19 protein-coding genes and 4 tRNA genes are annotated in these 24,996 nt (G+C 60.1%); 15 read left to right on the top strand and 8 right to left on the bottom strand.

The annotated features are described in order from the left end of the window. Window positions 1-2 precede the first annotated feature (2 nt). Window positions 3-1,802 (top strand): UvrD-helicase domain-containing protein, encoded by a 1,800-nt coding sequence (locus C3F42_RS08115; RefSeq protein WP_004883039.1) that lies wholly within the window; start codon window positions 3-5, stop codon window positions 1,800-1,802. A gap of 288 nt (window positions 1,803-2,090) precedes the next feature. Beyond that, window positions 2,091-3,338: a hypothetical protein gene (locus C3F42_RS08110; protein ID WP_004883036.1), complete on the top strand. Its 1,248-nt coding sequence runs from the start codon at window positions 2,091-2,093 to the stop codon at window positions 3,336-3,338. Between the two features lie 239 nt (window positions 3,339-3,577). Here C3F42_RS08110 and C3F42_RS08105 read toward each other — a convergent pair whose 3' ends face one another. The 3 genes from C3F42_RS08105 to C3F42_RS08095 all read right to left on the bottom strand — a co-directional run bounded on the left by C3F42_RS08105 (window position 3,578) and on the right by C3F42_RS08095 (window position 6,843). Then, window positions 3,578-4,645 (bottom strand): YhcG family protein, encoded by a 1,068-nt coding sequence (locus C3F42_RS08105; RefSeq protein ID WP_004883035.1) that lies wholly within the window; start codon window positions 4,643-4,645, stop codon window positions 3,578-3,580. Then, complete coding sequence (locus tag C3F42_RS08100; RefSeq protein WP_004883034.1) at window positions 4,642-5,841, bottom strand: site-specific integrase; 1,200 nt, start codon at window positions 5,839-5,841, stop codon at window positions 4,642-4,644. The genes C3F42_RS08105 and C3F42_RS08100 overlap by 4 nt, the downstream gene beginning before the upstream one ends. Before the next feature lie 249 nt (window positions 5,842-6,090). Beyond that, window positions 6,091-6,843, bottom strand: coding sequence for a class III extradiol ring-cleavage dioxygenase (locus C3F42_RS08095; RefSeq protein ID WP_104444261.1), 753 nt, complete (start codon window positions 6,841-6,843; stop codon window positions 6,091-6,093). A 101-nt stretch (window positions 6,844-6,944) separates the two neighbouring features. Between C3F42_RS08095 and C3F42_RS08090 the strand changes: the two genes are divergently transcribed. Beyond that, window positions 6,945-7,595, top strand: a complete 651-nt coding sequence (locus tag C3F42_RS08090) for a thiopurine S-methyltransferase (RefSeq protein WP_038705665.1) — start codon at window positions 6,945-6,947, stop codon at window positions 7,593-7,595. A gap of 59 nt (window positions 7,596-7,654) precedes the next feature. Here the strand turns inward: C3F42_RS08090 and htpX are convergent, their stop codons facing one another. Further along, window positions 7,655-8,542 carry a protease HtpX gene (gene htpX, locus C3F42_RS08085; protein WP_038705666.1) on the bottom strand — a complete coding sequence of 296 codons (888 nt, stop codon included), beginning with the start codon at window positions 8,540-8,542 and terminating at the stop codon, window positions 7,655-7,657. A 228-nt stretch (window positions 8,543-8,770) separates the two neighbouring features. After that, window positions 8,771-9,982: a pyridoxal phosphate-dependent aminotransferase gene (locus C3F42_RS08080; protein WP_038705667.1), complete on the bottom strand. Its 1,212-nt coding sequence runs from the start codon at window positions 9,980-9,982 to the stop codon at window positions 8,771-8,773. 167 nt (window positions 9,983-10,149) lie between these two features. Between C3F42_RS08080 and msrB the strand changes: the two genes are divergently transcribed. Together msrB and C3F42_RS08070 are read left to right on the top strand one after the other, a co-directional pair. Continuing rightward, the gene (msrB, locus tag C3F42_RS08075) at window positions 10,150-10,545 is read left to right on the top strand and encodes a peptide-methionine (R)-S-oxide reductase MsrB (RefSeq protein WP_023631702.1); all 396 of its coding nucleotides are present in this window, start codon (window positions 10,150-10,152) and stop codon (window positions 10,543-10,545) included. A gap of 12 nt (window positions 10,546-10,557) precedes the next feature. After that, window positions 10,558-11,046 carry a glutathione peroxidase gene (locus C3F42_RS08070; protein ID WP_094010662.1) on the top strand — a complete coding sequence of 163 codons (489 nt, stop codon included), beginning with the start codon at window positions 10,558-10,560 and terminating at the stop codon, window positions 11,044-11,046. On the opposite strand, the gene C3F42_RS08065 is transcribed toward C3F42_RS08070, so the two are convergent. Further along, complete coding sequence (locus C3F42_RS08065) at window positions 11,036-13,390, bottom strand: response regulator (RefSeq protein ID WP_104444260.1); 2,355 nt, start codon at window positions 13,388-13,390, stop codon at window positions 11,036-11,038. The genes C3F42_RS08070 and C3F42_RS08065 overlap by 11 nt on opposite strands. Window positions 13,391-13,493: 103 nt before the next feature. Between C3F42_RS08065 and C3F42_RS08060 the strand changes: the two genes are divergently transcribed. Together C3F42_RS08060 and C3F42_RS08055 are read left to right on the top strand one after the other, a co-directional pair. Next, window positions 13,494-14,381 (top strand): ATP-binding protein, encoded by an 888-nt coding sequence (locus tag C3F42_RS08060; RefSeq protein WP_094010661.1) that lies wholly within the window; start codon window positions 13,494-13,496, stop codon window positions 14,379-14,381. After that, complete coding sequence (locus C3F42_RS08055; RefSeq protein ID WP_023628840.1) at window positions 14,382-14,864, top strand: GAF domain-containing protein; 483 nt, start codon at window positions 14,382-14,384, stop codon at window positions 14,862-14,864. Window positions 14,865-14,943: 79 nt separating this feature from the next. On the opposite strand, the gene C3F42_RS08050 is transcribed toward C3F42_RS08055, so the two are convergent. Then, window positions 14,944-15,711, bottom strand: coding sequence for a hypothetical protein (locus tag C3F42_RS08050; RefSeq protein WP_023628839.1), 768 nt, complete (start codon window positions 15,709-15,711; stop codon window positions 14,944-14,946). 433 nt (window positions 15,712-16,144) lie between these two features. Here C3F42_RS08050 and C3F42_RS08045 point away from each other — a divergent pair. The 5 genes from C3F42_RS08045 to C3F42_RS08025 all read left to right on the top strand — a co-directional run bounded on the left by C3F42_RS08045 (window position 16,145) and on the right by C3F42_RS08025 (window position 18,707). Continuing rightward, window positions 16,145-16,220, top strand: a tRNA-Glu gene (locus C3F42_RS08045). A gap of 4 nt (window positions 16,221-16,224) precedes the next feature. Continuing rightward, window positions 16,225-16,300: transfer RNA gene (locus C3F42_RS08040), tRNA-Gly, on the top strand. A 92-nt stretch (window positions 16,301-16,392) separates the two neighbouring features. Continuing rightward, window positions 16,393-16,468 (top strand) — tRNA-Glu (locus tag C3F42_RS08035). A gap of 5 nt (window positions 16,469-16,473) precedes the next feature. Continuing rightward, window positions 16,474-16,549, top strand: a tRNA-Gly gene (locus tag C3F42_RS08030). Window positions 16,550-16,775: 226 nt separating this feature from the next. Next, window positions 16,776-18,707, top strand: a complete 1,932-nt coding sequence (locus C3F42_RS08025; RefSeq protein WP_175441885.1) for an integrase arm-type DNA-binding domain-containing protein — start codon at window positions 16,776-16,778, stop codon at window positions 18,705-18,707. Between the two features lie 119 nt (window positions 18,708-18,826). Here C3F42_RS08025 and C3F42_RS08020 read toward each other — a convergent pair whose 3' ends face one another. Next, window positions 18,827-21,211 carry a type I restriction enzyme HsdR N-terminal domain-containing protein gene (locus C3F42_RS08020; protein WP_158659548.1) on the bottom strand — a complete coding sequence of 795 codons (2,385 nt, stop codon included), beginning with the start codon at window positions 21,209-21,211 and terminating at the stop codon, window positions 18,827-18,829. A 227-nt stretch (window positions 21,212-21,438) separates the two neighbouring features. Here C3F42_RS08020 and C3F42_RS08015 point away from each other — a divergent pair, with 227 nt between their 5' ends. The 3 genes from C3F42_RS08015 (at window position 21,439) to istB (ending at window position 24,921) form a co-directional block, all read left to right on the top strand. Further along, window positions 21,439-22,548: an RES family NAD+ phosphorylase gene (locus C3F42_RS08015; RefSeq protein ID WP_158659547.1), complete on the top strand. Its 1,110-nt coding sequence runs from the start codon at window positions 21,439-21,441 to the stop codon at window positions 22,546-22,548. A 115-nt stretch (window positions 22,549-22,663) separates the two neighbouring features. Then, window positions 22,664-24,184 (top strand): IS21 family transposase, encoded by a 1,521-nt coding sequence (gene istA, locus C3F42_RS08010; protein WP_081273177.1) that lies wholly within the window; start codon window positions 22,664-22,666, stop codon window positions 24,182-24,184. After that, window positions 24,181-24,921 (top strand): IS21-like element helper ATPase IstB, encoded by a 741-nt coding sequence (gene istB, locus C3F42_RS08005; RefSeq protein ID WP_064491510.1) that lies wholly within the window; start codon window positions 24,181-24,183, stop codon window positions 24,919-24,921. The genes istA and istB overlap by 4 nt, the downstream gene beginning before the upstream one ends. Window positions 24,922-24,996: the final 75 nt, after the last annotated feature.

Here is a 24,996-nt window from a genome sequence, read left to right as displayed (position 1 = left end):
TCATGTTCATGTGGAACAAAGATGATCTGAATCCCGAGCAGGAAGCAGCCATTCTGAAGCCAGGGAGCGTCTTTCTCATCGCTTGCCCGGGCAGCGGGAAAACGCGCACGCTCACCTACAAAATCGCCTATGAGTTGTCCAGGCTGAAATCGAACAAGCAGTTTGTCGTTGCCATCACTTATACGCACCGTGCCGCCGACGAAATCCACGAGCGCATTGAGAGCCTTGGGGTGGATACATCCCGATTATGGATAGGAACGATACATTCGTTCTGTCTTGAATGGATATTGAAACCGTACGGCATCTATCACGAAGCGTTGGATCGAGGCTTCCGTGTGATCGATCAGCATGAGCGCGAGAAAATCCTGGAGGCATTGTGCAAGCCTTACCAGAAGCCAAAAATAACATTCTGGGATTGTGAGTTTTATTACACCGAAACTGGATATGTGCTCTCCTGCCCACAAGATTGGAAGCATTCGGGTCTTCACGTCATATTGGGCAAGTATTTTGAGATTCTGCACGAAAGTCGGCAGCTAGACTTTGAGCTCATTCTTTACTATGCGTACCAACTGATCGCACGTCATCCTGCGATCAGCACTCTTCTGGCACAGTTGTTCTCTTTCGTGCTGATCGACGAGTATCAGGACACCAAACGAATTCAGTATTCGATCATCACCGCCATTCTGAAAGCTGGTCAAGGTGCGACCAAGGCCTTTATTGTCGGAGATCCTAACCAGGCGATTTATCAATCGCTTGGCGGATATCCGATTGCCTTCGAGGATTTCAAGGCGATGGCCAATATCGATTTGGACGAACTCGAACTGTCGCGGAACTACCGTTCTTCTGAGCGCATCATTGAGTACTTCGGAAACTACAACGTTCACAACACACGCATCGAAGCCGCATCCGAGGACAAGGCGTACCCAAGCCTTATTTCATTCGACGACACAGTGAGCAAAAATGATCTGGACGCTGAGCTCATCCGGCTCATCCGTTTCAACATTGAGACTATGGGCATCTCACCTCACGAGGTGTGCATTCTCGCGCCACAGTGGACGCATCTTGCAAGCATGACACGTCGTTTGGTCGCCAGCATGCCGGAGTACTCATTCGATGGCCCCGGTATGGTTCCCTTTGCACGGGACACAGAGAATTTCTGGTACAGGCTTTCTAAGATTGCACTTACTCAGGCATCGCCGGGAATGTATGTGCGCAGACTGCGGTGGGCCGGGGAGATTCTGAATGACCTAGAGGCGGCCGGGGCTAGCGTGTCGAAGCTCACGCGGAGGTCCTTGTTGAGGGAGTGCAATGCAATTAAGATCGATGAAACAGATGGTCTTACCTACTTGAGCGCATTTTTCGAGCGTCTGTTTGCAAACTTAGCAATCGACTTTCGCCTTTTCACGCTGCTTCAAGAGCATCACGTTGCCTTCTTCGATAGTTCGCAAGCCCGGGTAAATCGATTGAAGAGTGAAGGTAGCGAATTTATAGGCGATATTGAGACATTCAGGAAGGTATTTCAGCATAGGACTGGAATCACCATCTCGACGATACACGGCGTCAAGGGAGCCGAGTTCGATGCAGTGATCGCTTATGCATTATTAGAAGATATGGTGCCGCATTTCAATGATCCGAACGGTCAAGAAAGCGCGATGAAATTGCTGTATGTCATTGGTTCGCGGGCAAGGAAGAACCTGCACCTTGTTTCGGAACGAGGTCGAGTTCGCCAGTATTCTGGCGAAGAGTATCAAGTAACTCGCAAGCTTGCCTCATGCAGTTTTGGATACGATCAAATTCCATAGAAATCACGAGTAGCGCAACCGCGCTCTCTATGGGATGCCCTACAGCTTTGTTTAGCGTTTGGCTGAATCATCTGCGCGCGGCTCGCTCTGCATGCCCTGCTGTCGCCAGCTCAACATGCAAGCGGAGCGCGCAGGCCCGGATCACAGTGTCGGGCCGTGGAGGGCTGGCGAATGCCAGTCCCGTCAGGGATGAGCGAATAGCGAACGTGGAGCAGCGCGATCCACAAAGTGGAGACGCTCAAGGTTCCGTCGCTTACTATTTGGACTACGGCGAGTTGAGTAAAAAATATGAAAAATATCTTTGAAGAAATCAATGAATTTTCTTCGGAAAAAATCGCGTTATTCAGCTTTGGGAAATTTTGCTACGTCTTTCTTAATAAAGACCCGATCTTTGTCAAGAAATTGCTTCCCCTCATCCAAACCTCTCTGGCAAATGAGAGCTTTCAGGCAGACGTAATGCGTGCTTATACGGAGGGCTGCATGAATGAAAAGGCGGCCATTCTGAAAGAATTTGAAGCCAAACGCGACCATCCAAACGCAGCCAAGTTTTATGGGCCACAGCTTGATCTAGTGGACAAGCGATTGGCTATAAAGACAATCCAGCATTTAATGGACTACTTAAATAATTATCTCAACGAGTATCCGGGATCGCTAGAAATTCTCAACAATTCCTACAAGCATATCCATGACGAAGATGGTGTTTCGTACATAAAAGAAAATTACGCAAATTATCGCATTGGCTGCATTTTTTATTCCAAGCACCAATCAATCATGGGGAGGGCTGAGATGCTGGAGCTAAAATATTCCAAGGTAGTTGAACGTGAGTACGAGAAAATTGGAATTGACATAAGAAAGGAAGATGCTCAGTTCTCTAAATATAGTCTTGTCAGCCTGAACGAGAATATTCAGATATTCAACGACAAGGATAGTCAGACAATACGCGATGAACGCATAGGGCGACACTTCTGGATAAAAGTTCCGAGGAAGCTGCTTACCTCTATCGAGGAACTCATTGAAAAAGGAATGCTGTCCGAAATAGCATTCAGGATTGATTACGTCTCCGATTATGTCCCTGCAATGGAGGAGATGGAGTTTGGCGCTCCGTTGCGATTGAAAATATCTTCCCTTCCTAGATTGTCAAAGTTCTACTCCACCGATAAATATGAGAACAATCTATGGATTCACCATGACGCAGAGAAGCTAAGTTTGACTTTTGAAGAATTGATGGAGGACTTTGAGGTGGCAGGCGACGACGTCGTAACGCAAGTCATCCATCTTGAATACAGTTCAAAAGGCGATGATTTTTTTATAACTCACTTGGATCACGAATTTATCGTATATACGTTGGATAGCTATCAAGAAAGATTGAGCAATGCCAACATCAAGGGGCATAGAAAAATAAAGACATTCAAAATAGATAACTCAATGATCCCGTTTGATATAAATATTAGCGGGGATCTTTTTCTGTTTCAGGTTCTCGATTCGTATTTAAAAAATGATGACTTGATTCGTGAATATTTTGAAAAAATTAACTGACTTTATAGTTTGAGATATTTAATTAAAACAGCGATCGGCATAGAACATGGCGCTGCTGCCCGCGATAATCATGTGATTGGGCGCTCGCGCCCACTAGCCCCAGCGCATCCTTGAGCCGCAGGCCAGTTCCTTATCGGCCTATGGCGATTCCACACTAGCATGGAGCCTCGATAGAGCAAGAGATCCGTTGCCACATGCTCGTGCTGTGGTTTGGGTGTACGGTTGGACAGATGCTGCTGTCAGGACTTCTCGCCAGGCTGCCGCTGCTCGATCTGCAACCGCGCCCGTTCGGTCGCCTGCTGCAACCGCTCCCCCAGCACCGCACGCGGCGGCAGGGTCGTCAGGTATTCGGCTACGTGGATGCCCGACTTGTCCAGCTCCAGCAACTCGATCTGCTCTGACTTCTTGCCGGTACAAAGAATGATGCCCAGCGGCGAGGCTTCCTCCGGTTCGCGTTCGTGCTTGTCGAGCCAACGCAAATAAAGCTCCATCTGCCCCTTGTATGCTGCCTTGAACTCGCCGATCTTCAACTCCACCGCCACCAGCCGCCGCAGCTTGCGGTTATAGAACAGCAGGTCCAGGTGGAAATCCTCGTCGTCGATCTGGATGCGTTTCTGCCGGGCTAGGAAAGAGAAGCCCGCGCCCAACTCCAGCAAAAAAGACTCCATTTCGCGGATGATCGCGGCTTCCAGGTCGCCTTCCTGCCAGGTATCGCGCAGGCCCAGGAAGTCGAGGATGTACGGGTCGCGCATGACCAGCGCCGGCGACATGCGCTGCGCATCGCGCATCGCCGCCAGCTCTTGCGTGATCGTCTCGTCCGGCTTCTTGGACAGCGCCGTGCGCTCGTATAGCATCGAGTCGATGCGCTCGCGTAGCGTCCGCACGCTCCAGCGTTCGGCGCTGGCCATTTGCACGTAGTAGTCCCGCTGGAGCGGGTCTTTTAGCGGCAGCAGCGCCACGAAATGCGACCAGCTCAATTGTCGTGACAGCGTCACGACAATTGGCTCGTCCGAGAAGGTGGCGGCGAACTGCACCATCCGGCGCAGGTTCTTGTCCGCGAAGCTACGTCCGTAGTCGCGGACAAGCTGCGCCGCCAGGGTCGGCAGGATTTCGTCGCCGTACCCGGCCCGCTGCCCGGCAAGCACTTCCGTATGGATGCGCTGGCCAATGCGCCAGAACAGCAATGTCAGCTCGGCATTGACCGCCGAGGCGACGCGCTGGCGCGACGCTTCGATCAGTGCCCGGATGTCGCCCAGCAGCGCGGGCGGCGCTGCTGGCGCTGAGACGGATGCCTTGCGCCGGGTCATGCGGCCACCTCCTTGGCTCCCTGCATCCCGGTGATCGTCTTACGCCGATTCGCCACCAGTTCGGCCGCCTCTCGCACCGGCTTATCCTCGGTGTGGACGTAGCGCATGAACATGACGACGGTCTTGTGCGCCGTTAGCGCCATGCCGACCTTGACCGGGATGCCCGAATTGGCAATGTCGGTCGCCGAACGGTGGCGGATGCCGTGCGTGCCCACGTGCGTAGCGCCAGCCGCCTTGAGCGCACGGCTCCAGCCACCGTAATACTCGCCCGTGGTTAGATGCTTGCCAGCGTGGCTAGGAGAAGGCAGCACATAGCGGCTACCCTCCTGCCGGGGTGCCGTCGAGAGTAGCCGATAGGCTTCCTCGCTCATGGGCTTAGACATGCCGCCTGTCTTGCTGTCAGGCCAGACGACGCGCCGGTTCTGCAAGTCAACCCAGTTCCATTCCAGCGCGATGATTTCCGAGCGGCGGCCGGCGAACTCGAACTGCAGGCGGATTCCCAAAGGGATGACGTAGTTCTCCAGCCCCTCCGACTCGATCTTGTCGAGCTGTCGGAACAGGTTGCCCATTTCTTCGTCGCTGATGAGGTGAGTCGATTTGCCGGCAGGGAACATCGGGACGTGACGGCAAGGGTTGGTACCGTCGGGCCGATAGCCCCATACCTCGGCCATGTTGAACATCTTGCGCAAGACGCTGAATACCTTGTTCGCCTCGGTCTGCTTGTACGAAAGCTTTTCCATCAGTCCGGCGATTTCAGGACGCTTCACGTCCTGAACTTTCTTGCGTCCCAGCAGCGGAATAATGTTGCGATTGATGACAGCCTGATAGCCGGCTTGGGTGCTGAGCTTGTTGCGCTTCTTGGAGTAGTCCTCCATGAACTTCGTGCATAGCTCCTTGACCGTAGGTGCCTGGCGCGCCTCCGCCTTCTCTGCGGCGGGATCTCCGCCTCGGCGGACTTGGGCCAGCCATTCCTGCGCCAGCGACCGCGCCTGTTCGACGGTCAGCTCCCCGTACAGTCCTAGCGAGGGCTTGCGGCGCTCGCCAGCGTTCGTCCGGTACTGGAGCATGAACACCTTGCGACCCGCCGGGGTAATCTTGCACAGGAAGCCGGGGACCAGCGTGTCCCGGAGTTCGACGGCCTCTGCCTGGGGTTGCGCCGCATCGACAGCGGACTTAGTGAGTTTGATCTTAGCCATGATGACTCCTTGGAAAGACCTGGATTCCAAGGGCCGGATAGGAGTCAGGCGGTCGGAAGTCAGGTCAGGTTTCGGAAAGCACCGGCATATGTTGAACTCGCTTAAGTCATTGATAAACCTGCTGTATCGGGCTGTAGCGTAGTCCAGCGAATTTCGGTGCTGGAGTCATGGTGAAATAAAAAATCCCCGGCCTAGGTCGGGGATTTTTTTTGCCTGTGTCCAGCACATGTAACCATGTGCATGGGAGCGTCAGTCGAACCGATAGATATCCATCCCCAGCGCCCCCAGCGTGAATCCCTGGTGAACGATGCCAAACCGCTCGCCAGCGCCCATGGCGAAGAACAGCGGCAGCAGGTGCTCGTCACTGGGATGATTGCGCACTGCAAACGGTGCCTGGCGCCGATAGTCCACAAGCGCCGCCTCGTCTCCCGCCTTCAGCTGCTTCACCACCCAGTCGCGAAACGCCAGCGCCCAGGGCTCGACCGCATCCGGCCCGGCGTGCGAGTCCAGTTCACCCAGGTTATGGGTGATGCTGCCCGAGCCGATCAGCAGGATACCTTCCTCACGCAGTGCCGACAGCGCCTGGCCAACCTTCAGTTGCAGATCAGGACCGGCCTGGCTGGGCAGCGACACCTGAACCACCGGAACATCTGCCTCGGGATACATCAGCGACAGCGGCACCCAGGCACCATGGTCGAAGGGCCGCTGCGCATCCAGCCTGGCCCCGAGAAGTTCGGACAGCCGCTTGGCCAGCGCCGGTTCGCCGGGCGCCGGGTACTGCACTGCATACAGCGCTGGCGGAAAACCATGGAAGTCATGCCAGGTCGGCGGCTGGGCGTTGCCCATCACCAACAGCTCGCGGCTCTCCCAGTGCGCCGACACCACCACGATCGCCTTCGGGCGGGGCAGGGCGCGGGCCAGCGCGGCCAGGGCCGGGCCGCTGGCGCCGGGTTGCAGGGCGAGCATGGGTGAGCCATGGGAAATGAACAGGCTGGGCAGCATGACGGGGTCCTGGCAGGTAAGATGCTGCCATCTTCGATCAGCCTTCGATCGAGATCCAATATAAGTTTTCACAGGCTTTTATCGAAAAACCGGGAGGGATCATGGAGCCAGCGTTCTGGCACAAGCGGTGGGCGGACAACCAGATCGGCTTTCACCAGGCTCAGGTGAACCCGTACCTGCAGGCGCACTGGCCGGCGTTGGGGCTGGCCCCGGGCGCACGGGTGCTGGTACCGCTGTGTGGCAAGAGCCTGGACATGCTCTGGCTGGCCGCGCAAGGGTATCGGGTGCTGGGTGTGGAGCTGTCGCGGCGGGCGGTGGAGGATTTCTTCGCCGAGCACGGGCTGTTGGCGCAGGTGACGCGGCACGGGGGCTTCGAAGTGTGGCGCAGCGACGAGGTGGAGCTGTGGTGCGGCGATGTGTTCGCCCTGCGTGCCGAGGATCTGGCTGATTGCGCGGGGGTGTACGACCGGGCGGCGTTGATCGCCTTGCCTGAGCCGATGCGCGAGCGCTACATGGCATTGTTGGGCGAGCAGTTGCCAGCGGCCTGCCGCGGCCTGCTGGTGACCCTCGACTACGACCAGGCCGTGATCGACGGGCCGCCGTTCTCGGTGCCGGACGCCGAGGTGCGGGCGGGGTTTGCCGGGTGGCGGGTCGATGAGGTCGAGGCGGGGGAGATTCTCGACGAGAGTCCGAAGTTTCTCAAAGCTGGTGTCGAAAGTTTGGTTGAGCGAGTCTACAGCGTTCGGCGTTGAAGCTATCGCGGGGCAATGAAAAGGGCGACCGAAGTCGCCCTTTCTTGTTGCTGTCTGGATCAGCCGCGACGGCGCAGGGCGTCGATGCGGTCTTCCAGCGGCGGGTGGCTCATCAGCAGGCCGGCCAGGCCATGCTTGAGACCGCCGTTGATGCCGAAGGCCTTCATCGTGTCGGGCATGTGCACCGGCAGGCCCTGCTCGGAGCGCAGGCGCTGCAGCGCGCCGATCATCGCGCCGGTGCCGGCCAGGTGGGCGCCGGCCTCGTCGGCGCGGAACTCGCGGCGGCGCGAGTACCACATGACGATGATGCTGGCGAGGATGCCCAGCACCAGCTCGGCGACGATGGTCGCGATGAAGTAGGCGATACCGTGGCCTTCTTCGTTCTTGAAGATCACCCGGTCGACGAAGTTGCCGATGATGCGGGCGAAGAACATCACGAAGGTGTTCACCACGCCCTGCACCAGCGCCATGGTGACCATGTCGCCGTTGGCCACGTGACCGATCTCGTGGGCCAGCACCGCGCGCACTTCATCGGGCGAGAAGCGCTCCAGCAGGCCCTGGGACACCGCCACCAGCGCGTCGTTGCGGTTCCAGCCGGTGGCGAAGGCGTTGGCCTCGTAGGCCGGGAAGATGCCTACCTCGGGCATCTTGATGCCGGCCTCGCGGGACAGCTCCTCGACGGTCTGCAACAGCCACTGCTCGTGACGGGTGCGGGGCTGGGTGATGATCTGGGTGCCGGTGGTCATCTTCGCCATCCACTTGGAGATGAACAGCGAGACGAGCGAGCCAGCAAAACCGAACACGGCGCAGAAGACCAGCAGCTGGCCGAGGTTGAGGTCAACCCCGTTGGCGGCCATGAACCCGTTGAAGCCGAACAGGCTCAGGGTAATGCTTGCAACCAGCACCACCGCGAGGTTGGTGGCTACAAACAACAGAATGCGCATCATGGTTGTTACGTTCTCCTGACGGATGAGTTTGTTGCGTACTGCGGGGTATATAAGGGGGAGGGCGCTGCTATTCAACCGGGCGACTATTTCAAACTGTGTACGCGAGGAGTATGGCAGAGGATGGCGTGAGGGCTGTGGGGTAGAGCGTTGCAGGATGTAAGGCAAAAGCATCGCGAGGCAAGTCGCATCGGCGTACCGATGCGACTTGCCTCGCGATGGCGATATGGCTTACTGCGAATAGGTACGTAGGAAGTTGCCGATACGCCCGATCGCCTGTTCCAGGTCGTCCACCCGCGGCAAGGTCACCACGCGGAAGTGGTCCGGCCACGGCCAGTTGAACGCCGTGCCCTGGACGATCAGCAGCTTCTCCGACAGCAGCAGGTCGAGGGCGAATTTCTCGTCGTTGAGGATCGGGCAGACCTTCGGATCGATGCGTGGGAAGGCGTACAGCGCGCCCATCGGCTTGACGCAACTGACCCCGGGGATGTCGTTGAGCAGCTCGTAGGTGCGGTTGCGCTGCTCCAGCAGGCGGCCCGGTGGCAGCACCAGGTCGTTGATGCTCTGGTAGCCGCCCAGGGCGGTCTGGATGGCGTGCTGGGCCGGCACGTTGGCGCACAGGCGCATGTTGGCCAGCATGTCGATGCCTTCGATGTAGCTCGTGGCGTGATGCTTGGGCCCGGAGATGATCAGCCAGCCGGAGCGGAAGCCCGCCACCCGGTACGACTTGGACAGGCCGTTGAAGGTCAGGCACAGCAGGTCCGGGGCCAGCGACGCGGTGCTGATGTGCACGGCCTCGTCGTAGAGGATCTTGTCGTAGATCTCGTCGGAGAACACCACCAGGTTGTGCTGGCGCGCCAGCTCCAGCATGCCCAGCAGCAGCTCCTTGGAGTACACCGCGCCGGTCGGGTTGTTCGGGTTGATGATCACCAATGCCTTGGTGTTCGGGGTGATCTTGGCCTTGATGTCGTCAAGGTCCGGGAACCAGTCGGCCTGCTCGTCGCACAGGTAGTGCACCGGCTTGCCGCCGGCCAGGCTCACCGCGGCGGTCCACAGCGGGTAGTCGGGCGCCGGGATCAGCACTTCGTCGCCGTTGTTGAGCAGCGCCTGCATGGACATGACGATCAGCTCGGACACGCCGTTGCCGAGGTAGATGTCCTCGATGGTGACGCCTTCGATTTCCTTTTGCTGGCAGTACTGCATCACCGCCTTGCGCGCGCTGAACAGGCCCTTGGAGTCGCTGTAGCCCTGGGCGGTGGGCAGGTTGCGGATGACGTCCTGGAGGATCTCGTCCGGCGCCTCGAAACCAAACGGCGCCGGGTTGCCGATGTTCAGCTTGAGGATGCGATGGCCTTCCTCTTCCAGGCGTTTGGCGTGCTTGAGCACTGGGCCGCGAATGTCGTAGCAGACATTGGCGAGCTTGTTCGATTTGCTGAACTGCATGATGAGATCCCGAGTGAGAATACGCGCCGCCTGCTTTCGAAAGGTTTGAAAGGGCGGGAACCGGGTGCCAGACTGACTGCCTTGCACACGAAGCCAACTAATATACGTGCCACCCGCGCCAGGGAAAAGCCGGTGCGAGGTGAAATTCAGCCTGCCGAGGTCCCACCATGCAAAAGATCGACAAAACCCTGGACGAATGGCGCGCCATGCTCGATCCGGCCCAGTACCAGGTGTGCCGCCTGAAAGGCACCGAGCGGCCGTTCAGCGGCAAGTACAACAGCGAGCGCCGCGACGGCGTCTACCACTGCATCTGCTGTGACCTGCCGCTGTTCGACGCCAAGACCAAGTTCGATTCCGGCTGCGGCTGGCCGAGCTTCTACGCGCCGATCGAGGAGGCCGCGATGATCGAGATCCGCGACACCTCCCACGGCATGATCCGCACCGAAGTCACCTGCGCCCAGTGCGACGCCCACCTGGGCCATGTATTTCCCGACGGCCCGCCGCCGACCGGGCTACGCTACTGCATCAACTCGGTGTGCCTGGACCTCAAGCCACGCGATTGACGGAGAGCGAACATGGCCGATGCGCTGCTGGACATCCCCTGCGTCACCCTCGGTGGCGAACAGAAAGTGCTGGGCGACTTCGCCGGCAAGGCGCTGCTGGTGGTCAACACCGCCAGCCAGTGCGGTTTCACCCCGCAGTACAAGGGCCTTGAGCGCCTGTGGCAGGACTACCGCGACCAGGGCCTGGTGGTGCTGGGCTTCCCCTGCAACCAGTTCGGCAAGCAAGAGCCGGGCGACGCCCGGGAGATCGCGCAGTTCTGCGAGCTCAACTTCGGCGTGAGCTTCCCGCTGTTTCGCAAGATCGAAGTCAACGGCCCCGGCGCCCACCCGCTGTTCGCCGAGCTCAAGCGCCGCGCCCCGGGCCTGCTGGGCTCGCAGAAGATCAAGTGGAACTTCACCAAGTTCCTGGTCGACCCGCGCAGCGGCAAGGTCACCCGCTTTGCCCCGACCACCAAGCCCGAGGCGCTGAAAACGGCGATAGAGCCGCTGCTCAACCGCTGACCGGCACCCAGTGCTCGATAAGCGCCAGCAGTTCCTCGCGCCGGAACGGCTTGGCCAGGTAGTCGTTCATGCCCGCGGCGCGGCAGCGTTCGCGCTCCTCGGGCATGGCGTTGGCGGTCAGTGCGACGATTGGCAGCTCTGGCCAGCGGCTGCTCTGGCGGATGCGTCGGCTGGCCTCGTAGCCGTCCATCACCGGCATGTTGCAGTCCATCAGCACCAGGTCGAAGGTATCTCGTTCAAGGCAGTCCAGAGCCTCCTGACCATGGGCAGCCACCTGCACCTGGCAGCCGAGTTTACCCAGCATGCCCTTGGCGACCAGCTGGTTCACTGGGTTGTCCTCCACCAGCAGGATGCGTGCCCTGAGCTCCCGCATTGCCGGCACTTCGTGGGGCAGCGGCGCGTTGGGTTCCCCATGCAGGGTGCGGCGCAGCGTCTGGTACAGGGCATTGCGCGCCAGGGGCCGGGCCAACTGCTGCAAGGGTTGCAGTTGCTCGGCCTGTTCGGCAGGCAGGAAGTTGCCGTAGGCGGTCACCAGCAGGATCGGCGCCGCGATGGCCGGGCGCAGGTCGAGCACGTGTTCCAGGTCGTCGGTGATCAGCAGGTCGACCGGCAGGCCAGCCAGTGCGCTGGCGTCTTCATGGCGCGTGTAATCCAGCCCCCAACGCGGCAGCAGCCCTTGCAGCAGCTCGGCCAGGCCGCTGCCGGGGTTGCCCAGGGCCACCACGCGTCCGCTTATTGCCGCTGGCGGGATAGCCTCGGTGTGCGCCGGTAGTGGCAGGTCGGCGCTGAAACGGCTGCCGAAACCGGTCTCGGAATGAATATGCAGATGTCCCTGCATGGCCTTGCACAGGTTGCGGGTCAGGGCCAGGCCCAGCCCGGTGCCGCCGTATTGGCGGGTGATACCCGCGCCGGCCTGGGTAAACGGCTGGAAGATCCGTGCCTGGGCCTCCTCGGGGATGCCGATGCCGGTGTCGCTGACTTCCAGTCGCACGCCGCCGACGATGCTGCTCAGGCGCACATCGACACGCCCGAAGCGGGTGAACTTGAGCGCGTTGGACAACAGGTTGCTGACGATTTGCCGTACTCGCGTCGGGTCGCCCAGCACCGTGCTGGGAAAATCCGGAGCGATCAGGCAGGTAAGTTCGACACTGGGCGCGGCATTCTGCGACAGCAGGTTGGCGGTGTCCTCGACCATCGCACCGAGGTCGAACGGGATGCGCTCGAGCTCCAGCTGGCCGGCGTCGAACTTCGACAGGTCGAGGATATCGTTGAGCAGCTCCACCAGCACCTTGCCTGAGTCGTGGGCAATCGACAGTTGCTGGCGCTGCTCGGCGGCCAGGCCGCTGTCCAGCGCCAGCGCGATCATGCCCAGCATGCCGTTGAGCGGCGTGCGGATCTCGTGGCTCATGTTGGCCAGGAAGGCGGCGCGGGCCTGGGCCATGTCCAGGGCGCGCTGGCGCGCTTCGTCCAGCTCCTGGTTGGACAGGCTCAGGCGGCTGTTGCTGGCCTTGAGCTCGTTGGTGCGAGCCGAGACGATATCTTCCAGCTCGTTGAGGTACTGGGTCAGGCGGTTCTCGGCGGTGCGCCGCTGCTGGATCTCGGTGGCCATGCTGACGAACTGCTGGTTGGCGACCCGTACCAGCACGCCGATCTCGTCGTTCTCGTGGCCCTTGGGGCAGTCCACGCGGTTCTGCCTGGGCGTGCGCGCATCGTTGCCGCTGAGCGCGCCGATTACCGTCACCAGCGGTTTGGTCAGCATCAGGTAGAACAGCGCCAGGAGAATACCGGTGAGCACCAGGCTGCGGGCAAAGCCGTTGACCAAGGTGACCCCGGCGCGGTCGAGGAAGCGCCCGCCGAAGGCGTAGGTGTCGACGTCCAGGTACAGGGTGCCGAGGTATTCCTCGGGCATATGGGCGAGGAACAGCCGGTCCTGAAACACCCGCTGCTCGCCGAACAGGAAGTCCGACAACGGCCGGTAGCGGCTTTCCATGCGCGGTCGCTGCACGTCGGCCAGCACCGTGTCGTTGTTGTCGATCAACCGCGCACGGATCAGCGCCGGGGATTTCAACAGCCCGCCGGTCAGCTCCTGGGCAAGCTCGGTGTCGATGTTGTAGGCGATGCGCGAGGCCGTGTCGTGGCTGATCTTCAGCAGCGCCTGAATTTCACGGTTGATGGACGCGTCTTCGCTGGCATAATCGATGCCGATCTGGATGAGACTGAGCAATGTTCCCAGGATGAAGCCGACCAGGACTGTCAACCGGGCTTGCTTGTATGACAGGCGATTGGTGAACTTGATATCCATGGGTCCCAAGCCGGTTACTTGCTCCGTGCGCTGCGCAAGCATAGCCGATCAGCCCTGGCTGCTGGCGGGTCTGTCTGTTCATTTCAGTTGAGCGTCGATTAAGGGCCGCTGCGCGCCCCAAAAACTGAAATCAATAGGAGTCGCCATGGACGCCCGCCTTACCGCTTTTCTCGACCGCGCCGAATTAGTCCTCGCCCGCCTCGAACCCCTGCTGCCGGCCCCGCGCCCGGACATCGACTGGACCCGCACCCTCGCCGCCCGCTGGCAGCGCGATGGCCGCAGCGGCTACCTGATGCCGCTGGAGGTCAGCCTCGATATCCGCCTGTCCGACCTGATTGGCGTCGACCAGCAGCGCGAGCAGTTGGGCCGCAACACCCACCAGTTCATCAACGGCCTGCCGGCCAACCACGCCCTGCTGTGGGGCTCGCGCGGCACTGGCAAGTCGTCGCTGGTGCGCGCGCTGTTGGCCGAGCACGCAGGCCAGGGCCTGCGCCTGATTGAGATCGAGCGCGACCACCTGGCCGACCTGCCGCGGGTGGTCGAGCAACTGCACAAGCTCAAGCAGCGCTTCATCCTGTTCTGCGACGACCTCTCGTTCGAGGCCGGAGAGGGCGACTACCGGGTACTCAAGAGCGTGCTCGACGGCTCGCTGGAGCAGGCCCCGGACAACGTGCTGCTGTACGCCACCTCCAACCGCCGCCACCTGGTGCCGGAGAAGCAGAGCGACAACGAAAACTGGAAGATGGTCGACGGCGAGCTGCACCCCAACGAAGCGGTGGAGGACAAGATCGCCCTGTCCGACCGCTTCGGCCTGTGGCTGTCGTTCTACCCGTTCAGCCAGGAGCATTTCCTCAACGTGGTCGAGCACTGGATCGGCCAGCTGGCGCGCCCGGCCGGGCTGCAGTGGCAGCGCAGCGAAGCGCTCGACATCCTCGCCGTGCGCTGGGCCACCGGCCGCGGCAACCGTAATGGCCGTTGTGCCTATCAGTTCGCCCGCTACTGGGTCGGGCTGCAATTGCTGGAGCAGAAATAAATGATCGACCTCAACGCCAGTGGCCAAGGCCTCGACGGCTACGACCTGCTGGCCGCGCAAGTGCAGGCGCTGTTCGCCGACGAGCGCGACTTCATCGCCAACGCCGCGCAGTTCTCGGCCTTTTTGTACAACCAGATGGACGACCTGAATTGGGCGGGCTTCTATATCAACCGCAACGAAGAGCTGGTGCTCGGCCCGTTCCAGGGCCAGGTAGCCTGCGTGCGCATTCCGTTCAGCCGGGGTGTATGCGGCGCCGCCGCTGCCACCCGCAGCACCCAGCGAGTGGAGGACGTGCATGCCTTCCCCGGGCATATCGCCTGCGACAGTGCCTCGAACAGCGAGCTGGTGATTCCGCTGGTCAAGGCGGGCAGGCTGATCGGCGTGCTCGACCTGGACAGCCCGAAGCTGGCGCGCTTCAGCGCGGCTGACCAGGCGGGGCTGGAGCGCCTGGTCGAGGTGTTCCTCGAGTTGACCGACTGCTGAAATGAACAAGGGGCCTGCGAAGGCCCCTTGTTCTTGTTACGGCGTGGAAACGGGCTTGCCCGCGACAGGGCCGGTACTGTCAGTCGTAGATCACCTTCTTCTTCCAGGTCTCGTCCTCATCGGTTTTGAGCCCCTGGGTCAGCGCGTTCTGGTCGTTCTCTGCCGGCTCCATCTGGTCCAGCACCTGGGCGTTGGCCCGGTTCAGCAATTTCTCCATGTAGGTCAGCTGCTCTTCATACTGCTTGGGCTCCGGCTGCTTGCGCAGGTACTGCACGCCGCGCTCGAAGGCCAGGCGCGCCTGGCCCGGCTGGTTCTGCTGCAGGGCCTGCTGGCCGAGGTTGTTGAAGAACTCGATATGCAGCAGCACCAGGATATGGCGGATCTCCTTGACCCAATACTTGCCTTCGTTGGTCGCCAGGAAGCCTTCCTGAGTGGCACGCACGATCTGGTTGTGCAGCAGTTCCAGCAAAAAGCGCACGTCCTTGGCCTTTACCTCGGTCTGGATGGGCGAGGGCGGGTTACTGACCGGTATCCTCTCGCCTTGGGCGATCAGCCCTTCCAGCTCGGCGATGCGCGCCTTGAGGTCGCCACTGTGCTTGTCCAGGGCCAGCTGGCGCTGGTTGAGGTTCAGTTCGAGGCGGGTCAGCAGCAGTTTGAGCGCGGGCGTCATGAATTGCCCGGGGAAGGTCTCGGTGATCTCGCCGCAACGGCGCAGGCGGTCGGCCAGCTCGACCTTGAGCCGTGCACGCTCGAGCTTGCCGTTCTCGACCACATTGTTCAGGTAGCCGATCACGATCAGCAGCGCGATACCTGCAACGATAAGCAGGGTGATCAGAAGTGGTGTCACCGTTAACGCCTCATGAAGAAGTTTTGCATCTATCGAGAGTGTAGTGAGTCCGCCCGAAAGCGAACAGTGCAGCCCGGCGGAACAGCCTGCGCTCCATTGAATCTGTGGCGGATTCATGGGAGCCGGCTTGCCCCGCGATCAGGCCCTCAAGCCTTGCCTATATGTATCGGCCCGTAATCCAAAACCTACAGATGCTGGCACATCGCTACGAGCTTGCCGAGCCGGCGTCAGAAAAGCAACGCCAATCCCCGGACACATCCTGCATCACTGCCCATGACGACGGGAAGTCATTGATTTAAATAAATTTCTACAAAGGGGTTGACGACCCTGCGAGGCATCCATAGAATGCGCGCCACTTGCAGCGTAAAGCACACAGCGAAACGCGGCAGGGAGTGAAAGCAAGCAGTACTTTAATAGGTAATGCGAGCAGCGTGTCCCCTTCGTCTAGTGGCCTAGGACACCGCCCTTTCACGGCGGTAACAGGGGTTCGAGTCCCCTAGGGGACGCCACATTGCGGGAATAGCTCAGTTGGTAGAGCACGACCTTGCCAAGGTCGGGGTCGCGAGTTCGAGTCTCGTTTCCCGCTCCAGTTTCTCCGGCACTGCTTCGGCAGGGCAGGAAAAGAAAATCCAGGCTGAATCGTGAGGTTCATGTTCTGGTGCGCTGAAAAGCGTCGGCTTAGTCCCCTTCGTCTAGTGGCCTAGGACACCGCCCTTTCACGGCGGTAACAGGGGTTCGAGTCCCCTAGGGGACGCCATATTTGCGGGAATAGCTCAGTTGGTAGAGCACGACCTTGCCAAGGTCGGGGTCGCGAGTTCGAGTCTCGTTTCCCGCTCCAATTTACGATCTACAGACATCCACTGACGTCTGTAAGTTGTTGAAAACAGGGGCTTCGGCCCCTTTTTTCATTCCAGGGCCGTCCACCGAAATCCACCGACAGCCAGCGTTTTTAAGGCCAGAATTGAGGCCAAAGAATGCGGGTGGATCCGGAACCGGATTGTTGCTGGGCCAGGAGTGGAGCCGTGACGAGCATTGAGCCTAAGTCTCAACTTAGGAGCTCGATGATGGCACTCTCTGATCTGATCGTCCGCCAGGCCAAGACCGCTGGCAAACTCTACAACCTCCCCGATCTTGATGGCCTCGGCCTGGTGGTCTCACCGGTCGGCGGCAAGTCGTGGCACTTCCGCTACTACTGGCTCGGCAAGCAAAAGCGCATCTCACTGGGGAACTATCCCGAGATCGGCTTGCGCGATGCCCGCATCCTGCGCGACGAAGCCAGGGCCCTGCTGGCCAAGGGCATCAACCCTCACACCGATCGCAAGCAAAAGCGGCACGCCATCCAGCTCGCCGCGGAGCACACCTTCAAGGCAGTTTTCGACGCCTGGGTGGAGCATCGCCGCAAGGAACTGAAGGAAGGTCGTCAGAGCACGCTTTCGCAGATCCTGCGTATCTTTGATCGCGATGTGCTGCCCAGCCTTGGCAAGATGTCGATCTTTGACATCCGGCGGCCTCAGCTTCTGGGGGTCTTGGCAAAGATCGAGGAACGCAAGGCTTTCACTACAGCGGAGAAGGTTCGGACGTGGTTCCGGCAGATGTTCCGCTATGCCTTGGTGATCGCCGAAGGAATGGAGGTCAATCCGGCCTCGGATCTTGACGTGGTTGCGGCCCCCAAGCCCCCGACGGCCCATAACCCCTACCTGCGTCTGCATGAACTGCCCGAGATGCTCCTGAAGCTGCGCGACTACCGTCGGCGGGGCCTGCAGACGCAGTTGGGCATCCGCCTTCTGTTTCTGACAGGCGTGCGCACCGGCGAGCTGCGCCTGGCGACTCCCGACCAGTTCGACCTGGATCGTGGCCTGTGGATCATCCCACCCGAGTTCGTCAAGCAATTGCAGGACGAGATGCGCAAGGCTGGCAAGCGGCCCCAGGACGTCCCGCCCTATGTCGTTCCGCTGTCCCTGCAGGCCATTGAGGTGGTGCGCTATCTCCTTGGCGAAATGAAGCCGGCCCAGCGCCATCTCCTTGCGCATCGCAGTGAGCTGAAGAAGCGCATCAGCGAAAACACGCTCAACAGCGCGCTGCGCCGGATGGGTTATGAAGACCAACTGACCGGCCATGGCATCCGTGGCACGTTGTCGACGGCGCTCAACGAGGTCGGTTATCCCAAGATTTGGGTGGACGCCCAGTTGTCCCATTCCGATCCGAACAAGGTCAGCTCTGCATACAACCATGCCAAGTACGTGGAGCCACGGCGTCGGATGATGCAGGACTGGGCCGACCGCCTGGATCTCCTGGAGCAGGGGCAAGTGGAGGCTGCGAGTGCGCACCTGACGATCCATATCGAAGGCGTGCCGGCAATGGCTGACGACGAGAAACTGGCCGAGGCAGCGATTGCTGCGGCAATGGGCGGTGTGCCATCCGCAGGTGGCGTGCCCATCGTTGTCAGCTCGGGGAGTCAGGGCGTTGCATTCCAGCGCCTATCTCCTGTGCCCATCGTGCCGGCCCCGGTGGCGCAGGAGCCGGAGGTGTCGGAGATCCAGCGCGAGCGAGAGGAGATGTTGGCGATCTACGAGGCGCCGAGCAGTTTGCCCGTGCCGCTGTTCGCCAAGCTGGCGGGCAAGTCCAAGGATCAGGTCAACCGCGAATTGAAGGCGGGCAAGCTGTTGTCCATCAGCATTGGCAACCGCGGACAGCGCGTGCCCGACTGGCAGTTGGTGCCGCTCAAGCTCAAGCTTGCGCAGGTGATGCTGAAGCACGCCTCTCACGATGAATCATGGGCGCTGTATCACCTGCTGACGAAACCTCAGCCCGGGCTGGACGATCGCGCAGCCATCGACGTGGTGACGCCGGCCAACCTGGACAAGGTCGTGCAGGCGTTGCTGATTGCAGCACAACCGGCACCGGAGGGTCTCAATGACTCGCCTGAGTTCCCGGATCCGGTTCGCGAAAGCGTGAGGCGTCTCGTGGGCAGTGCAGCCGTGCTCGAGACTGTGTAGGGTTGTGGTGAGCGAGGGGCGAAAACGCAGCGTTGCCCCTCGCCCAGCAATCTTCAATACGTAAGCCATCTTCTCAATCTGCTGGGCTATGCGCCTTTGCGAAAGTTGACCAAGCGGGGTCAGTTTTGCTGCCATGGTTCTCCGGCATCATCAAGGGCTTCACCTAGTTTGGGAAGAATCACGGCGCTGAGTTGGGACTTCGCCCATTCGCTTCTGGTGTGCGTCTCGAAAGCCGCCAGTACCCCGAGTGCCGTATGCACCCGGGAGAGCAAGGCCACTGAGCCCGAGCCGGCCGCTGTCGCTAGCCAGGCATCCGCCTGGTCCTCGGCAGCGGAGAGATAGTCGAGGATGCCAAGGGTGACTGGCTCTATGACACCCGCCTCCGGATGCACGATCGATACCCCGCCGGCCATGTCCATGGTTGGGAGCATCCGCAGCGTTTGCGGCCCCCGATTGCCGCGCAGAGGCACAGGACAGGTCCCGATCTGCAGTAGCAGGTTCGGGGCTTCTCTTCTTGCCCCATGCTCGCCCATTACCTCGAAAGGCGTGCACGCCACATGCGACAGGATCAGCCAGGGGTGAATGTTCTTGTAGGTGACCTGTTCCTCGTCACCGAGGTCTATCTCGTGCTGCTCCCCATCGATGATCACGAAGCCCTTGCCATCGGGCTGGAACTTGATGTCTACCATGGTGCCGTTGGGTAGCACCATCGCGTAGTGGCCGCCCGCGTCGAGTACCTCGCGTTCGGGAGGAATCTCCACCAGGGCACTGATGAGGCCGACAGGCAGCCCATTTAGACGCTTGGCGGCATCGACAATGGCCTGCGCTGCCACCACCTCGCCAAGAGGAAGATTGCTTGCAGCGCCGGCGATCCAGGCAGCAGTTTCATGCAGATCCTCATTTAAGCGCTTCACGATCTCATCAGCCAGCGCGTATGCCATCTCGCTGGCCAGTAGCTCCGGCAGCCGGACCAGGATCGTCGCACCCGCGATGTCATGCATGCCAGGACGCACGAATCCATGGTCGATCAGCCATTGCAGGTCGTTGGGCTCAAGGTCTGTCTTGAGCGCATCGCGGCGGATGATTCCCAATTCAAGTTGCTGGAGCACGATCTCGGGTGGCCGCGATTGGTCCTGCGCATCGGCAATCATCGAGCGCGCCAGGCCCCTGAACATGCGACGTAGCTCGTGGTCGTGCGCGAAACGCTTGCGAACGAGCTCCAGCAACCGCGGCCCGAGCAACGAGGGCAGTGAAAGCGCTTGCGTTTCGGGCTTGCCTTTGAGCGCTGCATGACCAGAGCCACTGATCGCTCGCAGCACCCACGGCTCTCGATACTCAGGGGCCATGTCGGCGCCTGTCATCAGGTACAGACGGCGCTGTCCCAGCAAGGACCGAGCAAGCTTGAATTCGGTGTCGCGCAGGTGTCCCACGCTTACCACCTTGGATCGGCGTCCCAATGGGGAAAGAGAACGATGGTTTGGCGCCTTGAACACGCTCTGCGCGACTGCATCGTCCATCGCTACCACCACCGAGAGGGAGGGGCCGAACGCGCTGGAAGTGAGGTCTTCGAGCTCGCGCACAGATGCCGCGTCGACGGCACCCAAACCATCAAACGCCAGGACCAGTCGCACGCCATCGTGGTGTGACACACGAATCAGCCAGTCACGCGCTTCTTGAGGCGACACGGGCCAGCTCAGCGATCGTGAGATGGCGTCGGCCAGCGTTTGGAGCGCACCACCGCCAACACCGGCCTCGACGTACAGAGTGGCGAGGGTCTCGCTTCGCTCTGTTCGCGCACAGAGCTCGCGAAGCACGTTGCTCTTGCCGGCGAGAGGAGGCCCCTCCAGTACAAGCAGCTTCTCGCCCGCGACCAGGTGTCGCCACAGCTGATGGGTGGCAGCACGTGGAGCAAGGAAGTCAGCGGCGAACGGCAGCGCGGGTTCGTCCAAGGACGCCGTGAGCTCTGTGATCGTCTCGGCTGACACGAGGCGGACTGCCTGCATCCACACATTCGGTGTGGTCCCCATCAGGGTCTCAATGGCATGTCGGATATCGGCACCGGCGACGCGGCTTGCCTGTGTGACGAGATCATGGAACGCGTCTTCTGTCGCAGTTGCTGGGTGCCAAGGATTCCCCGTGAAGGTTTCCAAGATTCTGACGTCAACGCCATTCGTGACGACCACCAGTGGTGCCGGAGGCTGGACCAGTCGGGCATATGACAGCCCTTGCGCGCCATCGTCATCAGTCAGCTTGATGCCGGGTCTCTTCAACTCTATGATGGCCAGGGGCTTGTCGTCTTTCTCCAGCAGGATGTCGAGCCGAGCCTCGGCGCGAGACTTCGCTGCATCGACCTCCAGGGTCTGCCGTCCGAATTTGAAAGTGAATTTGATCTGATGCTTGATGGCGCCGTCGGGCATCCAGGGAAATGCCACTTTGATCGCCGCGCGGACGCGTGCCTCCAGATCGGCTTCCGTCTCTTCAGTTGTCGCTCGTTTGCTTGGCATATTGCTCCCTTGTGCGCGCGGATTCATTTCCCATATTAGCCCGTTCAACCAACTCCAGAGGCTGGCCGCCGCCGCCGCATCGCTACCTGGCAAGTGTCGAAGTTCTCCGAGGTTGGCGAGCGCATGTCATAGTTCTGTTAATTGATGGAATTGACAAACTGCTTTGGGGCTTCCGTATGGGTTTTATATGTGCTGATTGTGTTGGCGAGACTTATCTGCAGCGACTGGTGCTGGACTCCGCGACATCTGAGAATTCTTGCGAGTACTGCGATGGTGATGCGCCTGCAGCAGACCTTTGGGAGATGGCTCAACTCTGCGGGGAAGTCATCGATACGTTTTTTGAGGAATCCAGCCACACCATGGCGGTTATCCACTTCGGCCGAACGCCGGCCGGGAATGACCTGCAGACCACGGTTTCGGAGCTGACCGGCATTCCTCAGGAGGCAGTCGAGGTGGTCGTCGAACATCTCGGCACTCTATGGTACGACGCTAACTCGGGAGAGTCTCGCTACGGCGATGATGACCCCTGGTTTGTCCTCAGGTCTTCGATGGCGGAGCCGCTCGGGCACGCCTGGCGCGAGATGGAAGACAGTCTGCGCTCTGACGTACGCTACTTCAATCCTAAGGCGCTGACGTTGCTCGGCACGATCTTCGGCGAGCTCATCAATGATCGAGACAAAGAGGGCCAGCCGGTCGTTATCGATGCGGGACCAGATACATCATTGAAGACGCTCTACAGGGGGCGAGTGTTCCAAACTGACGATGCGCTTGTGGCCGCGCTTCGTTGGCCTGAGCGCTTTCTGGGGTCACCTGCAGCAGGCCTTGGCGCTGCTGGCCGAATGAACGGGCAGGGCCAGCCTGCGTTCTACGGCGCCACGGATCCTGATATTTGCATTGCCGAGGTACGCCCGCCAGTCGGTAGCCGGATTGCTATGGCGGCATTCGAGGTGATTCGCCCGTTGCGCCTATTGGATCTTCGGCGACTGGCTAACGTTGAGCTGCCACCCGGTACAAGCCTCTTCGATCCGGCAACACTTGCTGCAGCGCAGAGACGCGACTTTCTGAGAACGTTGGGCGAGCGCCTGTCGGCGCCTGTGGTCCCCGAACAGCAAGATCGAGACTATCTCGTGACGCAAGCCGTTGCTGACTATCTTGCTGCCCATCGCAACTTGGCTGTCGACGGCATCATCTATCCATCGGCACAAAGCCGTCAGCCGGATGAGCCGCCGGCAGGCGATAACGTCGTGTTGTTCCGCAAAGCTTGCGATGTGACCCTCTCTGATGGCGAGGGCGCGACGGCCCAAGTCGCGCTATGGGAGTTGTTAATGGCCAATTAAACTGACCCACCTCTGGCCAACAATTTTGACCCACCCATAGTGGCATTGGCCACCGACCATGTAGCGTCACCCGCCTTATGCACAGGCCGGGGACAGATCATTGAAGGAGTGGGTTGTGATTCACAAGATCAAGGGGTTGTATGACCAGGGCCGAGGCCTGTCGGTCCGTGCCATCAGTCGTGAGCTGGGGATTTCCCGGAACACCGTACGCAAGTATCTCCACCTGGATGAGATGCAGATCAGCGCTACCATTGCTGACCCTTCACGCACCAAGGTGCTCGACGAGCACCGCGATTATCTGATTAATCAGTTGGGTCAGTTTCCAGCCCTGAGCGCAGTCAAGCTGGCCCGTCGCCTGAGGGAGCGCACCACCGAGCTGGCGGTGTCAGACCGGAGCATTCGCCGCTATGTGCAAGCGCTCAAGCAGCAGGTTGCCAGTGGCCAGTTGCGCTATTACGAGCCGGTCGTTGAGTCAGTGCCTGGCGTGCAGTGTCAGGTCGACCCCGGTGAGCTGCGAGGCGTCATGATTGGCGGCCTGGAGCGTGTCGTTCATTTTGTGGTGTTTGTGCTGTCCTGTTCACGGCTGATGTATGTCGGTCTGAACTTCCGGCCGCTGGATACCGAACGGTTTATCCAGATGCACGACGAGGCCTTCCGCTACTTCGGCGGCGTCACCGAGGAGTGCATCTACGATCAGACCAAGATGGTGGTGATCAACGAGCAGTACCGTGAGCTGACGCTGAACCAGCGCTTCCACCAGTATGCGACTACCGTCGGGTACCGCATCCATGCCTGCGAGGGCTATGACCCGGAGAGCAAGGGCAAGGTGGAGGCCGGGGTCAAGTACGTCAAGCGTGACTGCTTCTACGGCGAGCACTTCCAGGACGAGGCCGCCGTCCGACAGCACCTGAATGATTGGCTCGAGACTGTCGCCAACGCACGCGTGCACGGCACGACGGGGCAGCATCCAAGAGCGCATTTCGAGGCACTGGAGCGTAGTCAGCTCAAGCCCTATCTCGTCCCGCAGAACCTGCTGCACGTGGCGCCGACAAGGGAGACCCGCAAGGTCGACAAGACCGGCTTGATCTCATGGCAGGCCAACAAGTACTCGGTACCCATGGCCTGGCAGCAAGCCCGTGTCGGTGTCAGCGCACAGGACAACCAGTTGCTGATCCATGACCTGGAGAGCGGTGAACTCATAGCCACCCATGACCTGTGCAAGGCCAAGGGCCGGATGATCAAGAACAACAACCATTACCGAGACCATGCCCAGCGCATTACCGACCTGGAGCGCGGCATCGACTCGATCCTGCCCGATGCCCTTGGGGCAACCCTGTGCCAACTGCTCAAGCGTACTTCGCCGCGTATCTACAAGGATCAGCTGGTTGCTGCACGCGACCTGCTCATGGCCCATGCGCCGGTTGATACGGCGTTGCTCGGCGAGTTGTGCGAGCGCAGTGAACTGACCGCCACCGGGCTCAAGCGCTACCTCGAAGCATGGCAGCAAGCCAAGGCGCGGGGCCGGATCATCGGCGACCATGACTATGCGCCAGAGGCCGGTAGCCAGGTTAGTCACGCCGACCTGAACGCTTATGCCCGCATTGGCCAGTCGACTGGCCACGGGGTGACCCAATGAGCCTGCTCGACAGCACTATCGCGCAGTACCGAAGCCTGCGCCTCAGCGCGACCGCGGGTGAGCTGGCCACCCTGCTGGCCAGAGCCGAAGCCAATGAACTGTCCTACCTGAGCTTCGCCCAGTCACTGGTCGAGCATGAGCTTAACGCCCGCTCCAGTAGCCGCGTAAGCCGCAACCTCAAGCAGGCGCAGTTCCCCTCGGAGAAGCATCTGGAGGCCTTCGATTACCGGCACCAGACCACCATCACCAAGCGCCAGGTCAGCACCTTGCTGGACTTCAGCTTTATCGACAACCGCGACAACCTGGTGTTCATCGGACCACCGGGTGTGGGCAAGACCCACTTGGCCATTGGGATTGGCCACAAGGCGGTTCAGGCGGGCTACAAGGTGCTGTTCCGCACGGCTCTGGCGTTGGTCGAGGATCTGGAGCTGGCGGAAATGAAGGGCGAGCTGAAGAAGCGCCTTAATCAGCTGAGCAAATACGACGTGCTGATCATCGATGAGCTGGGCTACCTGCCGATGACGCGCCAAGCCCGGTACAACCTGTTCCAGTTAATCAACAACCTGTACGAGTACCGCTCGGTCATCCTGACCACCAACAAGGACTTCACCAGCTGGGGCGAGTTCTTCCATGACGACAACGTGGCCGTGCCCATCATCGACCGCGTGATCCACCATTCACACATCTTTATGCTGGGAGGTGAGAGCTATCGTTTGAAGCAGAAAACCGGCGGTTAGCGGTGAGCAAGTGGGTCAATTCTATTGGCCAAAAGTGGGTCAAAATTAATGGCCATTGACAGGAGTACGAGGAGG

Source organism: Pseudomonas sp. PONIH3, from assembly GCF_002934345.1.
GTDB classification, from domain to species: Bacteria; Pseudomonadota; Gammaproteobacteria; order Pseudomonadales; family Pseudomonadaceae; genus Aquipseudomonas; species Aquipseudomonas soli.
This window is presented reverse-complemented; position numbering and strand designations above follow the sequence as displayed.